This is a genomic window from Candidatus Latescibacterota bacterium, assembly GCA_019038625.1.
Lineage (GTDB): Bacteria > Krumholzibacteriota > Krumholzibacteriia > Krumholzibacteriales > Krumholzibacteriaceae > JAGLYV01.
The window spans coordinates 1-17629 of the sequence record JAHOYU010000128.1 but is presented as its reverse complement, the minus strand read 5'-3'; the positions used below and the strand labels follow the sequence as shown (position 1 = coordinate 17629).

The window sequence follows — 17629 nt, the reverse complement described above, 5'->3', positions numbered from 1 at the left end:
GATAGGCCCTGATGAGGTTGAGGTATGGCTCGCCATAATACAGGTTGAGGTTTATTGCTCTTCTGAAACAATCCACTGCACTCCTGCACATCTTCCGCTTAAGGTAGATCCTGCCAAGAAGATTGTGAATATCCGGATAATCAGGGCTTATTCCAATACCGGTTTTAACGGCCTCGTACGCGCTGTCATAGTCACCCAGCATATACCATGCTGTCCCGGTTATCATATATGGAGTTGAATCGGTAGCTCCCTTGCCGAGAGCAGATTCCGCTTCAGCTATGGCTTCTTCATGCAGGTTTCGTCTGGCCAGTGCCTGGGCAAGCCTCAGATGAGCTGCCGGTTCATTCGAACTCTTCAACCTGTCACGCGCATCAAGTAGAAACTGGAACCTCTTTTTACTGTTTCCGTGTGTTTCTCTGGTAATTTCCCTTAGCAGTTCGCTGGAAGGAAGTTCGTCGAGTTTTTTCCGTACTTCGTCAAAGATAGTACCGTTCCTGAAGAACGCGCTTCTGATCTCCTTTTCCTCGACCACGAAACTCGTCTGGAGAAAATAGGTCTTTCCGTCGTGTCGTATCTCTTCTCTCAGTTCAAAACTTTCCAAGTCCATCCTCCGGCCACTGATAGTATATAACAGAATGGCAACCGTTCTCATCTGAAATTATTCTATGATTCCAGATTATTCTCCATTCTCCCCGGACATTATCTCCTCTGTAAGCTTGTAATAATCAAATGCTCCTCGCGACAGTGGCGCATGTTCATAAATCGTCATGTTCGATCCCGGGGCCTCCTTGAGGGCAGTATTGATCCTGATAACAGTCTCAAAGACCTTGTCCCCAAAGTGTTCCCTTACATCATCCAAAACCTGTTTCGATATCTTTGTCCTGCCATCATAGAAGGTTGGCAATATCCTATATTCTATTTGTTTTTTATCGGTTACCCATTTTATCTCATCTATCGTCTCCATGGTCTGGCGAGCCCCGACCTGGGAGAGATAATCCATCGCTACCGGCACTATCAACTCATCACAGAAAGCCAGGACATTTATGTTAATAAGATTCATCGAGGGTGGACAATCACACATAACGTAATCACAGCCCTTCAGGTCTCTCAGCGCCTCTTTCAGCCTGCTTTCGCGGTTCTCCCTACGTCCCAGGGAAAGTTCGACCTCCACCAGTTTTCTGCCTCCAGAATCGATCAGAAACAGGTTCTCCCTCACCTGGATGATCTCAACATCCCCGGTCATGAGCAGGTTGTCCAGGCCTTTTTTCCCAGCAACTCCGAAAGTGACAGCCGAATTACGCTGTGGATCACAATCAACAAGTAATACGCGCATACCGCTCAGTGACAGTCCGTGGGCCACCGAGATCGCCGTAGTGGTTTTCCCTGTCCCGCCTTTCATTGTCATTACCGCAAAACGTTTCACTTGTTTAATCCTTTTTATTCTTCCTGTTCCGTCTACTCAATTTTCTGCCGTATTCCTTCCAGCCCATCGACCGTATGTTTTTGTCTTTGTCCTTAGTCTTATTTGAACCGTTCTCAAGGTCAAGCTCCACTTCCAGCTCTGTCATTTTATCCTCATGTCCGACCTGAAGCGGTGATACACCTGGATGGCCCACTTCCGGGCCATCTTCATAACTGGCTTCCTGCGGATCGATATCTGATTCTTCCCCGGCGACCTCATTCCCGATTCCTGTGCCTGCCTGCTCCCGGTTCTCAATCTCCCTTACCACTTCTTGACCTTCGAGATCATCTTCATGTTCTTCTACACCTGGCGCGGAGAGTTCGGCGATCGCTTTTTCCACATCAATATAGTTCGGTACGAGGGGTTCAAACCCAAGATCCCTGAAAATCTTGAATATCGCAGGAGTCATACCACAGAGTGCGATTTTGCCAGCCCTGCCTGTGATCCTCTGCATGTATTTGATTATAACTCCCCACCCACTGCTGCTGATGTATATGACCTCTGAAAGATCTATAATGAAGTATTTTGGATCTTCTGATACAGCCCTTTCAAGATAATCTTCAAATTTCGACGTCGTTGCTGCGTCTATCGCTCCGCCAAGGATCAGGATGACCGAATCTCCTTCGGGTGATCCTTTCCTTGATATCTCCACTCTAAGAGCAGTCTCGATATTTTCCTCACCTGATTGGATGGAAGAATGATCGACCGGTTTGGATGAATTACCAGACATCTCAGGCATTGCAGGACCTGCCTCCATCCAACTTCCCACTGGAACACTGAAGTCCTCGATCGCTTCAGCCATAATGCTGAAAGACCGCATTATAACATCAAATCCGAGGAGATGGAATATGCTGTCCACTTCGGGATCCATCCCGAACACCTTTATATCCCCACCCCATCCTCTCAAGTCATCTATCCGGGAAGCGAATACTCCCCATCCGGCACTACTTACATATTCGACACGAGACATATCGACCAGGAGCTTATACGTACCATTGGATATGAGTTCGCTCATTATCCCTTTCAGCTTGAGACAACTGACAGTATCGATGACTCCATTGAGATTTAACACCGTTATCTCTCCAGCTTCTCCCACTGTTCCGGCTTCTACAGTCAGTGGTGTCCATGGGCTGGTCTCTTCTTCACCGAGATCCATTCCCATAGATGATACCCTGATCTCCATCTCCCCGGAATCTTCAGCTCCCGGAGTAGCTGCATGAAGTTTCCTCTGCCTTTCGTCAAAAGGAAGGGAGATAAAATCGACTGCCTCACCGATAGTCTGACAGTGCATTATAATATCCTGAAATCCCAGAAGGTCGTAGATATCGAAGACTTCCGGCGACATTCCTGCAAGGACGACGTCTCCTCCACTGTCTCTCAATACTTTTACTCGGCCTGTAAATATTCCCCATCCACCACTGCTGATATATGACACTTCGGCCAGATCGACAATGATCTTCCTGCATCCATATTCAAATACGTTTTCTATGACGGTTTCCAGGTCGGAAGCGGAGGATGAATCGAGATGACCGGTCACTCTGAAAACTGTTATACCATCCCTGTATTCCTCCAGCTCGATCCTGACAACAGCCCCTTCTCCACCATCAGGGGCAAGGATGTCGGACAGGATCTTTTCTATATCTCCCCGTTCATTAATATCATCCGCAGGAGCTGGAAGATCGTGTGGCATTGCAGGAGGTTTTTCCCCTACTGCTGCAGCTTCTTTTACAATCCCATCATCGATATGATCATCCGATCCAGCTGGACCGGCGGCGACAAGGTCCTCCGGCAGGTCCATATCCGGCTCTGGAAGAACCGCTTTCTCTTCGATGGTGGTCCCATCCTCGGAGATTTGCGTCCCCCCGATTCGATCGGATCCCTCTTTGGCAGAAACAGGCTGGACATGTCCCTGTTTTCCACTGAGAAGCGCCTGATATTGTTCCTCCGAGATAAATCTGTTTCTCCTGAGATACTCCAACCGTTTTTCATATGTATTGAGACGCATCCGTTTGAGTTCTTCGTAGACCAGCGAGGGGCTGAGGATGTTTTTCTCGTTCTTACCCTCATTGAAGACCGTGGCAATACGTTTGGCACCGTACTTGGGATTGGCCCTGATGATCTCGAGAATATATTTACGTTGCTCGATGCTCACTCTTCTAATCTCGTGTTCCTCACGAAGAGTCTTATTTTTTAGTCCCCTCTCGCCCATCTCGGCCAGACGTTTCCTGTACCTGTAAAATGTTGATGGAGATACGTTCATCCTCGAACAAGCCTCTGCGACAGTCAATCCCTCGACATCGACCAGATCCAACAGCTTCTTCCTTATACCGAACAATATATCATCGGCCATCATCTTTTCTTTGATGGCCACGACTGTTATATCGTCATTCTGCGGAAAATCGCCCGTGAATTCCTTGATATCCTCGTTGAGGATGTCCATGAATTTTTCGGGAGGATATTTCCCGTTCTCCTTGATCAGCTTTATCAACCGATCTTCCCCGTACTGCTCTCTATCATCGTTCATAGCTTCCGTAACACCATCAGTATATATAAGAAGCATATCGTCTTTCTTGAGCTTGATTTTCTCCACATCGATCGACCGGCGGAACAATGTGTCATCAGGCAGACTGATACCTACCGGGAACCCTCTCGGGTTAAGGAAGAACGTCTCATCTGTTTCGGCCCTGAACAGTATCATCGGGTTGTGCCCCGCACTCGCGTAACTTATGATCCTGTTCTTGGAATCGAGAATCAGATAGAAGATCGTAACGAACATCCCCTTCTTCATGTCCTCGGTAACAAAATCATTCATCCTTGACATTACTTCAGCAGCCGAGAGACTACCTCTCGCTTCCATGCGGAGAGCCGTCCTTATCATAGTCATGACCAGCGACCCAGGCACGCCCTTGCCGGAAACATCAGCAACAACGACACCGAGTGAATTCTCACCCACATTCACAAAATCGTAATAGTCCCCTCCGACTTCCTTGGCGGCACGGTAAAGACTGGCAATATCATATCCTTTGATATCAGGAACTTTCGCGGGCAGAAGTGAATGCTGTATCTCCTGAGCTACCTGCATCTCCTTCTGCATTCGTTCCTGTTCTACTACATTTTTCTGAGCATCTCTGAATTTCGCCGTTATCTCATTGAATGCGCTGGCAATGGCTCCTATTTCCTCTGGACCTTCTATATGTATCCCATCTTCCAGAGCTCCTTCGCCGATGGCTCTAACTCCATCAGTAAGGTCCTGTATAGGCTTGATAAAGACCGATATGAGTAGATAGATAAGAGCCAGGCCGACCAGCAGGATCCCGGCCAGAATAAGAGTGGTACGTGGTCTCGGATCATGAATATTCCCCTCTATCACATGCCTGGAAATACCCAACATGATCCGTCCGAGATTGACCGGATGATCTGTCGCCTCATTTATAAGCATGACAGGATAGTGAAATTCCACAATGTCTTCAGTACCTGTATCGGCCACGGAAAACCAACTACCATCGTTCGAGATTATTGCGCGGTCATCTTCCATCTCATATGTCTGCTGGAATTCTTCCATTAGGCTGGAAGAAACGACCATGTTATCAGTATTAATGATCCGGACATACGTTATCTCGGAAAGCTTCACTATCCTGTCCTGGATATAGTCGTTTATCTCTCTGTACTCGGGATCGTACAGATCATCAAGGATCATCGCCTTCTCGCTTTTTGATTCGAGCCCCCTCGCGAGGTTGCTCACAGCAAGCCAGGCTTGTCCCCTTTGTGATTCTACTTCACGCCCCTGGTTGATGAACTGAACGATCCATAGAAAAAGAACGAGGCTGAAAAGACCCATCCCCGCTCTGAACGCAAATTTGAACCTGAGCGTTGAAGTCCATCTAGGTTTTATAGAAGTAAACAGGGGCCACTGCGAGATTCCCAGGCCGGCGTCCGAGGATTTCGACATGAACAGCCTGTTTCCCTGTTCCGATGATTTGTAGTCCAGATCATCCATCAGCCTGTTCATCAGATATATGCCCAGGCCGCCTTTCTTACCTATCTCTACATAACGCTGAAGATCTGGATCCTTTACATCCGACCACTCGAAAGCCTTGCCCTTGTCGAAGACATTGATCTCTATCTTTCCAGGTTCCGCAAAGACCTCTATCTTTATATCACCTGCGATATCCCTGTAGGCGTGCTTGATGATATTCGTACACGCCTCATCCATCGCAAGTTTCGTGTTATTCGTCTCGCGCTTGCTGAAACCGGCACGTGTACATATATCAGCTATAAAATCCCTGACTTCGCTGAGATTGTTCTCATCGGCAGGGATCTTAAGTTGAAATTCAGTCTTCTCTTTAAGAATACTTTCTGTCAAAAATTTCTCCGGACTATTTCAGTTTGTCTATCCTCTGCCTGGCTTCTTCTATATTCCTGCGCACGCTTTCATTGTCAGGATCGATCTCAAGTATTCGCTCCCAAACAGCGATAGCCTGCGGATAATCCTTATGCGTGAAATGTCTCATTCCCTGTATGTACAGCTGTCTGATCTCTTCCTCCTGCTGTTCTGTCAGCGGGGTCATCCGCCTTCTGACTCTATCCAGGAGATTCCGTGCTTCTTCATGGTCAGGCTGGCGTCTCAGAATTTCCTCAAGAAGAATCGCTGAATCATCGTATCTTCCTTCACTAAAGGCCTTCAACGCGCTCTCGAAAGATTCGATCGTCTGAAGTCGCCTGTTGGCAGCCCTGTAGTTCCTGCCCAATTCTTCCATCCTCGAGCTGATCCTCTCAGTCGCGGCAAGCGCTTCCGAGTTTAAGGGATCGATCATCCTGACTATATTCCATTCTCCAAGGGCAGCGGCCAACTGGTTACGTCTTTCATGCTCACCTGCAGCTGACTTGTGCTGTGCAATCTGTTCTTCGAGTTTCTCTTCCGTCCTTGTGAGGTAATCCGAAGCATCACTGTTCCCAGGATCTATCTCGAGGACAATCTTCCATTGGGCTCTTGAAAGGATATATTCGTTTTCACTATAATACCTGAGCCCAAGGCTGAAATGCTGATTGATCAGAAGAGATTTTTCGGCTGTCAGCGTCTTTTCAGTCTGAATCTCCACGATCCTGGATTCTACCGAACTCATCATCTCCGCAGCTCTCTCACTCTCTGGATCGTATTCCAGAGCTATTTTGAGTTCATCAAGAGCCTTTTCAAACTCTTCATCATCAATATTGGACTGAGCGATCCTGATATGTTCTGCCACTCTCTCGGCAAATATCTCTGCTATTCTTCGTTCCTCGCTCCTCAGTCTTCTTTCTTCCTCCGTACGCATCTTGTCTTCAAGCGAATCGCCTATCCTCGCCTGAACAGAGAACGGATGCGAACTTCCAGCCTCTTCCCTGCTGAAGAAACCGTAGTCACCACTGTACCGGGTCCACGTGAACCCGATGCCAGCAGTGACCGATTCCGAATCGAACCCGGCTCTGAAACTGATATATTCACGATAATTATATTCTGCGCCGAACCTCAGATCATTATCATCCCTCTCAGGCATATCCATCTGGACCGAGAGATTCATAGAAGATCCGTTTTCGAATCTTTTATTGTATCCCACTCCTATCATGATCGTCCTGTCAACCTTATCAGGAATCGTCACAAGCTTCGTCTCTGCACCTACGATATCCTGGATATTACATCCGAAAACCAGGCCTTTGACCATATCCTGATGATATAGAAGTCCGATATCGAGGCCAGTACCTGTATCAGAATAATCTCCAATACGCTGGTTTAATATTTTGACTGATGTTCCCAGACTAAACTTTCCGAATCTCTGCCAGGGAAGGTCAAAAGCATAGGAAAGTATCATCTGGGTTTCCCTGTAAGAGATCTCACCAGTCTCAACACTGTAACTGTCAAATTCTCTGATTCCTCCAGTCCCGACATTCATCAACCCAAAACCAAACGCCCCTATCGACAAAGTAGGCCAGGCAAGCCCGAAATAGTCGTAGCTGGCATCTGCAAACCCGGAAAACAACTGTATATGATTAACCATTATCGACGGGTATGGATTAAGCTTAAGCGCTGCAGGGTTATAATAGACGACCGAAGGGTCGTCACCTACAGCGACAAAGGCTCCACCCAGCGAGATCGCTCTGGACCCGGCACCCAGAGTAAATATTGATCTCGTCCCACCCGTTCCATCCTGCGACCTGACAATGCCGGGAACAGTCATGGTAACCAGAAATACAAATAATGTAAGTACGATCCTTTTCATCACAACACCTATTTAGCTACAGCTATCTTGAACAAAGCGGATTTACCGCCAGCCTGTACCTTACAGATATAGACACCGTTCCTCACGATCTCACCACGCCCGTTCCTGCCATCCCACTCCATCTCCCAGAGGGTCCCACCAGTTTCACCGGTAGCTCCCTGTTCTCCGGCAGGAATGTCCTTTTTCCAGACAAGTGATCCGAGCAGATCGTAGATCATCACGCTGACCGAAGAATCGCTTGTGAGGAAATAGGTGATCTTTGTCGTCTCAGATCCTGCCTTGAACGGGTTGGGATAGTTATGTACATATTCCTCGAAATCAGCAGCCATGACAGTAAGAGGACCAGTCTCAAAATGTCCTGCTATATCATCGTTCTCAGCACCCCAGACTACCGCGATAGCACCCTGATCGGCACTTCTGCTGAAAACTACATCAGAACTTGTTGACAACTCCAGCCCAAGACTACCCGAGGGTGCCCCGTCAGCGATATCTATACTGACGATCATCGTATCCCAGCTCATGATCCCGTCAGCTGAAGGATCAACAGTATATTTCTCAGAAACAGGCAGTAATGGGACAGGATTGTTCTCTCCTGCTACCGCAGCATACTGGATCCCCTCTGCGTCAATATACAGCGCTGACACATATCTCGATGGATCAGAATGGAGATTTCCTCTACCATCAGTCACGCTGACAAAGGCGGTATCAAGCCCCGCGGTATATGCGGACCTGTTCGCCACGATAAACTTAAGAACAGGCACGCCTTCGGCTCCCTGCGGCACGACATACGGTGGAATAGTATCTTCCGAAGATATATTAAGCATTGAAATCGCGCCTTCTTCAGTCGTAACACTTATCGGAATCTCGTCGATCCCCGTATCGACCGCCTCCCTGCTGTTTTCATCTACTGGATAAGGGGCTGCGATCCTTACGGCGATTATCCCTGGCGGAGCAGCAGTACCGGGAGCAATAAGATCCCAGGTAACGGATTGTCCAGGTTCGAACGGTTTTCTGAAAGTCTCGCCTGGGGCAATTGAATAGTCCGCGTTATCAGGAAGTTCGATTTCAAGACGTGCACCTGTCGTATCGATACCGGCGGTACCGGTATTTGTAACCATGGCCTCCACTGTAAAGGGTAGATCGACAGACAATTTTCCTTCGACAGCCTGGGGTGGTCCGGCGATGATTGCATTCAAATCAAGCCGAGCGTTCTGCACTACTGTCACATCCAGAAGGCCGCTGCAACCCGAATATTCAATAGAGGAATTCATATCTATTCCTCCGGTCGAAATATTGAGCGATACTTCGCTCAAGGCACCCGAACCAGTTTCGACCGTCCAGATGACCTGCTTCAGTTCTCCCGTACCATCGCCTGTCAGAACCACTGCATTTCCTGTTATCGAAAATCCGAAAGGCAGAGCAAGTTCGACCCATGTGGAGCCGGAATTCATTGAAGGCATGAACTCCGATCGTACAGTGAAAGTCTGTCCCGTTGACAACACACCATCTTCAGCTCCTGAAGGAGCAGTTATCGTTATCTCACATTGATCGATGCTGGCAGCATCTTCGGTATATACTTTTTCCGTATCGGCAGCCTGCAGGACAAAAGCCTCCTCCATCATATTCACATCTCTCGGGGGTCGGCTGACAAAAACTGTCACTGGGCTGGGCACAGGTGCAGAAACATCAGTAGCTCTCAATGTCCAGGCAATCTCCTCATCGACCGAAAACGATCTGACAATGGAATCTGCGTCTGGATACAGTCGTGAGAAACCAGGGGGAAGCTCCAGGGTGACCTGCCCCGTACCATCGTCTCCGGCCTCTCCCATATTCCGCACAGCAGCCGTCAAAATAAATTCCTGTAAAGTCGATACAGTATCATCTACTGCACCAAGAGGAGCTGTTATATCTACTTCGCATACAAGGACCGCAGAAACCTGGACCTGAAGATTCTCTATCGATTCAAGGGCCTGTATCGGGGGGACTTCTTCTCCTGTATTCACAGATATCGCGGTAGTTATACCGGCTGAAAGTATCTCTACTCCGGCACCACCCGACTGGATGAGGAATATAAAATCACCCTCGGCCCCTGAGGCCAGATCCGGAGTAGCTGAGTCAGGAGTTATCATCGCGTCGCCGTTAGTCAAAAGGTCTACCGCAACCTGTTCCAGGTCATCTCCCCCTGTATTCTCAACTGTTACGGTCAATCTGAATTCCTGACCTGTGTTCACAATCGAAGTATTGGGAAACATGGAACTGTTTGGAGCGTCGCTTGTCACAGAGATGATCCTCAGTCCAGAAGGTTCTCTGACCCTGACCCCGGAATCACCGGTTGAGACAAGAATCCCCCGTGCGGGTTCGTTCTCATCTGACCACCTGATCGAACCATCTATCCTGACCTGACCTGTATCGATTCCTGTTGATGATACGACAAAGACGAAAGAATCGACCTCCCCCGACTCCAGGACCATATCTGCTGATCCAGAAGCAAATTCTTCAGGAGGAATCACAAGATAATCGGAAAGCGGATTTCCGTCGATAGAGAATATCAGATCGGTCGATGCCGGATCTTCCACACTGATCGGAGCGTCACCCGAGTTGATCAAGTCTACTCTCACTACCCAGTCAGTCGTCTGCCCGGCATTTACCTCTGCCTGTGACGGTAATAAGGACGTAACAAGCAATGCACCCTGATCTTCTATGTCCAACAGTTCTGTATCGTCTATCGGGGTTGCGGAATTGAAAAGTCCAGTTTCCCCTGAATTCAGATCGACTGCCGATTGCACAGATGTAACAAATGATTCAATCCCCGTCATATCTGCAGTTCGGACATGGAAAGTATCTCTCAACGTCTCTCCGCCACATAGTCTATTGAGAACGAGGGGTGAATCCAGCACCGACGAGCTGCCATCCCCGGCAAGTGTCAGATTTACCTGCCCGAGACAGGCTTCCCCGATATTTCTGATATCGACGACGATGGATACGTCCTGATCACGGTTAACTCTTGGAGTGTTGGGCGCCAGACTTTCCAGGGCCAGGATTTCTATCTGCCCAGGGATCTGTACTCTTACCGCAGTGCCACCAATTCCCATTTCCTCAGTAGAAGAATATAAATATGTCTGTCGGTTATCTTCGAAGAATCCTGCTTTTGCATCTATCCCGAGATCATATCCTCCGGGAATATCTGGAGTAGGCGTTATCTCGAAGATCATATGTTTCGTTTCCCCTCCTGCCAGTGAAATCCCGCCTTCAAGGAAGGTGGCAGGGGAAACTGGAATACTCAACGCATAATCTCCGTATATGAAAGTACTGTCAGGCGCTAATGTCAAAGAAGCACCACCCTGATTTTCGATTTCCAGCATCACGGTCCAGGGTGTATTCTGCCCGGATGTCAGAGTATCGACGCTTGATATTGATGAGATTATTACGGGGACAGCGGGCTCCTGCACGGCCATGAAGCTTCCTCCACCGGTAAACGTATCATCGTCGATAAGATCACCACTGTTTATGTCTCTCGCTGACACGACACCATTGACCAGGGCAGTCCCTGAAGTAATACCTGTCACTTCGACAGTAAATACCAGTGTGTCGATCTGCCCACCGGCCAGAACCAGTGTTCCGGATTCCTGGAGATGATCAGGCGGTGTTATCGTATACTCAGATGTCACGTCACCCAATCCCGCAATCGATATCGAAATATCTGTACTATCAGGATCAGTAGAGACAAGTACTGATGCTTCCCCTGTATTGTGCAGGACCATCCATGCCTGCCAGGTGGGCTGAAGGCCGCTTGTCACGCTGGACGGAGTCTCAATACTCGTTATGCTCAGTTGAGGAGCTTCCTCTACTATTAACTGGTCTGGTGTGGAAGTTAAATCAACAATAAAGGGATTCCCGTTTTCAGAACCTTCAAGATGGATACCTGCCGTGTATGCCTGCCTGTCCAGTGCATCAAAGACCTCAGTACTGTTGAAAATCAGTCTTGAAGCAGAGCCTCCATCTATCCGGTCAGGTGACACCGCCGACAGCGAAGCTCTGAGAGTATCTCCATCTGTGTCTCCAAACCAGACTGTGGTCAAGTTCCTGTCCAGGATCAGAGTCGATTGATCAAGGTCAGAGCTGAATATTTCCAGTTCGATAGATATGTCTGTCCCGCTACTTACCGACAGGGGACTCAGGCTTGATACTGAATACTGTGGGTCTGCCCTGAGGTCGAACTCGACTGAGTCTGTACTTGCAGTCTCATCCAGTTCAGCAAATATGGTATTCTCGCTATTATCTTCAACACCAAGTACTCGACCGGATATCACTCTTCTTCCAGGAGGAACGACTCCCGTCGTCGATACTGTGAATCTTAATGTGCCGGACTCTCCTGAAGTGAGTGTGTTGCCACCCTCTTCAAGTTCTGCAGGATGGTCGATCACAAATCCAGATGAACCTGGAATAAGGACCCTGGTTGAATCGAGGTCTGAGGTATCTATTGTCAACGCGGAACCGCCGGAATTTAGAACCGACATCTCAATTTCCCATTCAGCAACCTGTCCGATCGTGACGGGATCCTGAAAACCCGTTATACCAAGTATCGACAGAACTCCGGTCGTTTGTATCTCCACTTCTGGCCCGGAACCTGCCACCATACTCACCGGCCCAATATTGCGCCCACTGTTGATCTCCATCGACGAGACTTCAGCGTTGATTTCGCATATGCCTGGAATCGATCCTGTCAGGTCGATGATATACTTCAAAGTATCAGTGCTTCCACCTTCCAGGACCATCCCTCCTCCGGCAAGCTCCACCGGAGAGATAACATCAAAATCATTGGAGGTGGAAAAAACCAGGTACGTAATAAGAGGATCAAGGTCGACATCCAGATCAGATTCTCCATGATTCTCAATTATTACATCGACCTTCCAGTCTCTTGTCTGTGATACCGTAGCACTGGTTATCGAGCTAATGATGCCGGTGATGACCGGGTCAGCTTCCGTTTCAACGGCAAAACTACCCTTACCTCCATATTCGGTCGTTGCAATCAATTCGTCAGAACTGTTCAGGTCTGTTCCCCAAACGGTCGATTCGACCGTTACTGTCCCGGTATTCATACTATTGGACAATTCGTCTGAGATCGAGACATGGAAACTGTCGAGCTGCCCTCCTGCGAGTATTTCGACACCTTCCACAAAATCCACAGGATTGATCTGGTACTGCCCAGTGACTGGAAGGTTGCCTATGAACAACCTCACATCAAGACTATCAAGCCTGACCGAAGCTTCGCCGTTATTCTCAATCCTGATCAGAGCTGCTCTCCCTGTCGTCTGATCGGCCGTCATCCGATCTGTTGGCAGTATATCGATGCTGTTTATTGCGAGTCTTGAGGGATCCTCTACAGACACATCATCTGCAACTATCGGATCAACGCTTATATCTAGTCCATTTTCCAGACCTTCGATATGTAGTAGCGGTGTGTAAATACCGGTAACGAATCCTGGGGCGATCACTACTGGATCAAAATAGAAAGTGTTTTCTCCTGGCAGAATCAGTCCTGTCCTGTCAGCATCAACATTTGCTGTATATATTGTTGTTCCGTCATTGAACGTAAGATACGATGCGGCCTCGTCGACATAAACATCGGCTCCGCCGGTGTTGGTCACATCGAGCTGGAATGTCACGGAGCTGTTTTTGCTGACTGTCATCGGTGAAAGAGTCGATGATATATAGCTGAGTGAAGCCGGTGTCTCGATATCGATAGAATCAGCCAGAACAATACTGGTATCGAAAAGACCTCCATTTTCAAATCCGGAGAGCTCTACGAGGACCGGATATTTTCCGGGAATGAAACTGCTCGAGATGTTGTCCTGGAGGAAACTCAGCCTGGCCGACCCTTCTCCTGGTATGGCAGATTCATCTTCCAGCAGTGCACTGTATATGGTCACTCCGTCATCAAAAGATATCCTTGTCGATGTCTCTTCGAGTATGACAGGGGCCTGACCCAGATTATTCATAATGACAGAAAACGAATGGTCCTGCCCTGTAGAGACGGAAGTGGGGTCGAACGAACCCGGTTCGTAGCTGATAAGAGAAGCTGATTGTATCAGCCAGGTCTCACAATACTCATCAGCAGAATAGTCGTAAACATTGATTCCACCGACAGTAGCGTGGACAGATGCGTCGATTGTATCGATTCCAAGAGGGCAATTTGGAAGAACGTATACAAACATCGAATATGTCGTCTCAAGACCGGTATAGATCGTGTCGGGAAGTGATGGGACGACATCGCCTGTCAGGGAATAGTTCCCGACAGCAAAATCAATAACAATGTCCCTGATGATTGCGAGGCTTCCTCCATTGTTTACCAGTGTAACGTCGACACGTGTGGTATCCCCTCTGCTCAATACAGTCCTGAATGCGGTGATTCCGGTTATTTCTATGTTGGAAACACTTATCGAATTCGAGCCAGCGTTGAAGTCAGCCGAATAATCTGAGTCATAAATATCGGTGCCCGACAGATTGACTTCCGGAGTATACGTCCCACCGATAAACCCGGCTGGAAGAGTCGTCTCCGCGAAATACAGAGTATCCGTACTACCACCATGCAGGAAGACCGGTGATGCCAAAACTGCGTTAAAGATGTTCCCAGTACCATCGTTGAATGAGATATTGCTTGAAACGTCCAGGTACGACCCTGTTGGGCTGCTATTCGTCACAAGACATTTAAATTCTATGCCGGAGCCAGGAACGATGAAGATCGGCGAGATATATCCAGCGTATTCGACACCCGGTGGTTCAGCAAAGAAGATTGAAGCAGCACCCGCAGCAGAGCCCGATACACTCTCAAAATCCACTATCACTTCACCGGATGTCAGTGACGATTCAATAAACACCGATGTTACGCCATTTATACTCGTTTCCCGCTGGACTCCAGGAATAGTATTATCCATATCATCACTATCGATTGTTCCAGAAGGAACCGATACGGTGATCAATGTGCGTTCATCGACAATATTTCCATACGCATCCAAAACCTGACCTGTTGTAATACTGCTAAGGCTCTTTCCGCTGGCAGTGATAGTGTCAGGAATAACTGAGGATATCGGTATCGCTCCTGACGGCAGATCCGGACCGACAAAAACAGTATCGCTGTGACTCAGAGCGCCGCCCCCCGATGTTTCGGCAGACAACACGAGAGGTCCAGCAAGAGTCTCCGTAAATCCTGTGCTTACAGACCCATCCGAAAGTGTTACAGGATTTGTGTCCCATACAGCAGTCTGATTACTTCCCAGATCCACCACAGTTGTAAAATCACCATAGGAGATGTTGTTATTAAGATCGTAAGCGACGATAGTCACATCGACATGATCTCCCGCAGTCCTTGTATAATCGCTGGTGGTGATGACATATCGGGATATCGTTCCTGCTGTTGTAAGTATTGTGAACTCCACTTTTTCCCTGGAGGGTGGTTCTGCGTCCAAAATCACAGCTTCAAGGATATTAGTGCCCGCATTTGAATCGGTAATCAGACTGCACGTAGCCATACCTGAAACATCGGATGCGGCTAGACCATCGCCAGAGACTCCGGTATCATCGATCAGTCCTGTTACACCCCCGAGATCGCTCGTAACGCTGAATCTTACTACTTCACCCTCAACCGGGTTTCCATATTCATCTCGAACTCTCACACTGACCAACGTAGTATCGCCCGAGATCACACCGGTTGTATCCCCACTGATCTCAGTTATTCTGTAAGCGGGACCGGCGTTTATCTCTATGTACGGACTGAAGGCAGATAATTGAAGGCCAACGATCGACTCAATAGCGATCCTGTTGTCACCCATCACCGTATCGAATGCGGTGAATGATGCGATTCCGGCGCTTAATGTTATAGTATCCGGATCAAAGACCATTGAAGCCGACTCTGAAAACGGAATAAGTATTGATGTGTTATCTGTAGTGATGAGGTTGTCAAAGGCGTCGAAAGCCTGAACGTCACAATTGAACTCCTCCCCCGCTTCGAAGGTTGTACCTTCGATTGCGAGAGTTACATACGATATTGCGGTTGAGGGTATAGTCGATATTTCATATACCCTTGTCTCCAGGCCTTCAGGATTCCCATCAAGAATTGCTGCTCTGATCCTGTTCAATCCTGCCGATGTGCCTGTCCTGCATGTTACCGAGGTAGTACCGTCAATTCTGCTGAATCTCTGCGAAGAAACCAGACCCCCTCCACCTTCGAGTATGCTGAACGAGACTCTTTCCCCACTGACATTGTTGCCGAAACGATCGAATACCTCAGCCCTGAGCAGGATCGAGTCTCCGGCAGCCACACCCGTGCTGTCCCCACCTGTTTCCACTATCTGATAAGCGGCCGCGTTCTGGATATCGATCACATCGGTGACTCCAATAACTGACGACACAATATCGCTGACTTCTATCCTGATGTTTTCAGCAATATTGTACTGAAGATTTGCCTCCTGATATATTCCAGCCGACACAGCCCCTGTCGTTATCGACAGTGATGAACTTGCGTCCGCTGTCGTATCTGCTGCCTGTACAGCTCTCAGATCTATATCATATGATGCTGTCGTCACCAGGTTGCCATATATATCCTTTGCCTGAAGCTGAATTGAAAAATCATCGCCTGCCACAGCGGATGCGGGCGAATTGAATACATAGTGATGGACATTTTCGTTTGCAACAGTCTCAATGTCGAACGCTGTGGCAGTAAGAACAGGAAACGATGCTGTAATATCTGTCTGCCATACTCCAACTGTTGTTGCCATCCCATACAAAGTCACCGACCCGTTCACAAGATCAGCCTCAGTGACCGTCGCGCCAAAGTCGGAAAGGCTGAACAATAGTCCTCCACCTGTTTCGGGGGAGAGAACAATATGACTTGAATTTGAGGGATCGAGGTTATCGTTACTATCGACAGCCTTGACTACGAAGGAATAACTTTCACCGGCCTGCGAGGGCTGGTTGGTGATATCGGTAACAATCAGCTTGGTCGCCCCACTTGCAACGGTAGTATAAGTGACATCATCGACCGAATTGGCCGCTATGGTCGAGTTGTCCGCATCAATAACATCTGAAAGCCCCGCCCCACCCGGTGCGTCATACACGACAGATATCGTCCCGGTACCATCGGTAGTCCCTGACCTCATCGAGGGTCCGAGCGCGTCCGTGGAATTCGGGTTCGACAGATCCTCGCTCAACCCACCATCATCATCATCCTTGATAAATATCGTGAGGTCTTCATCGGTGACGAGGTTGCTGTACTGATCCTCGAGTGTTGCTGTGATTATTGTCTGACTGTTGACTGTCACAACACCGCTGAGTGGAGAAAGCACTATGGAAGCTGCCACATCGTGGTCGGATGTGGCGCTGAAATCAACTGAAGTGATGGATCCTGAAGATATCGAGGCCCTTGCACCATCAGAATCATTTCCACTCACGGTGCCCAGTATCCACTCATCGCATACTGCGATTCCGTCGATATCCGTTACCGATGTCGTCTGAATTCCACCCGTTCCAGTGTCCGTGTCTACCTGTCCACCACCTGTGATAACAGCAAAAGATACTGTTTCACTGTTCACTTCGTTGCCCCACGCGTCTATGACCCTTATTGTTAATGGAAGAAGAACAGGGTTGTTTACGACAGCTGTCTGAGCTTCACCACTCACTATCGAAATAACATCAGCCGGTCCGTGTGTCACAGTCAGCCTTGTCTGAGAAGCTGACAGCACACTTCCACTACTTGCAAATATATATATTGATTCAGCCCTGTTGTCCGTAATTGCGAATGAAACATCTCCATTATCTGCCGGGTCGAATTGATATGTCAGAGTATCTTCATCTTCCGAAATTATGCTTCCTGCCCCATCGCCTATTCCCCATGTAATAAGATCAAGGGGCTCTACAC

General features: G+C 48.4%; 5 protein-coding genes. All 5 read right to left on the bottom strand.

All coding sequences use genetic code 11. The features are described from left to right. On the bottom strand, window positions 1-601 hold a 601-nt coding region (locus KOO63_10130), incomplete at its 3' end, for a tetratricopeptide repeat protein (protein ID MBU8922161.1). A gap of 75 nt (window positions 602-676) precedes the next feature. Next, window positions 677-1423, bottom strand: a complete 747-nt coding sequence (locus tag KOO63_10125; GenBank protein ID MBU8922160.1) for a ParA family protein — start codon at window positions 1421-1423, stop codon at window positions 677-679. A 4-nt stretch (window positions 1424-1427) separates the two neighbouring features. Next, entirely contained in the window at window positions 1428-5825 is a 4398-nt protein-coding gene (locus KOO63_10120; protein ID MBU8922159.1) for an anti-sigma factor antagonist, read from the bottom strand. A gap of 13 nt (window positions 5826-5838) precedes the next feature. Continuing rightward, complete coding sequence (locus KOO63_10115; GenBank protein MBU8922158.1) at window positions 5839-7716, bottom strand: PorV/PorQ family protein; 1878 nt, start codon at window positions 7714-7716, stop codon at window positions 5839-5841. Window positions 7717-7724: 8 nt separating this feature from the next. Further along, entirely contained in the window at window positions 7725-17423 is a 9699-nt protein-coding gene (locus KOO63_10110) for a T9SS type A sorting domain-containing protein (GenBank protein MBU8922157.1), read from the bottom strand. Window positions 17424-17629: the final 206 nt, after the last annotated feature.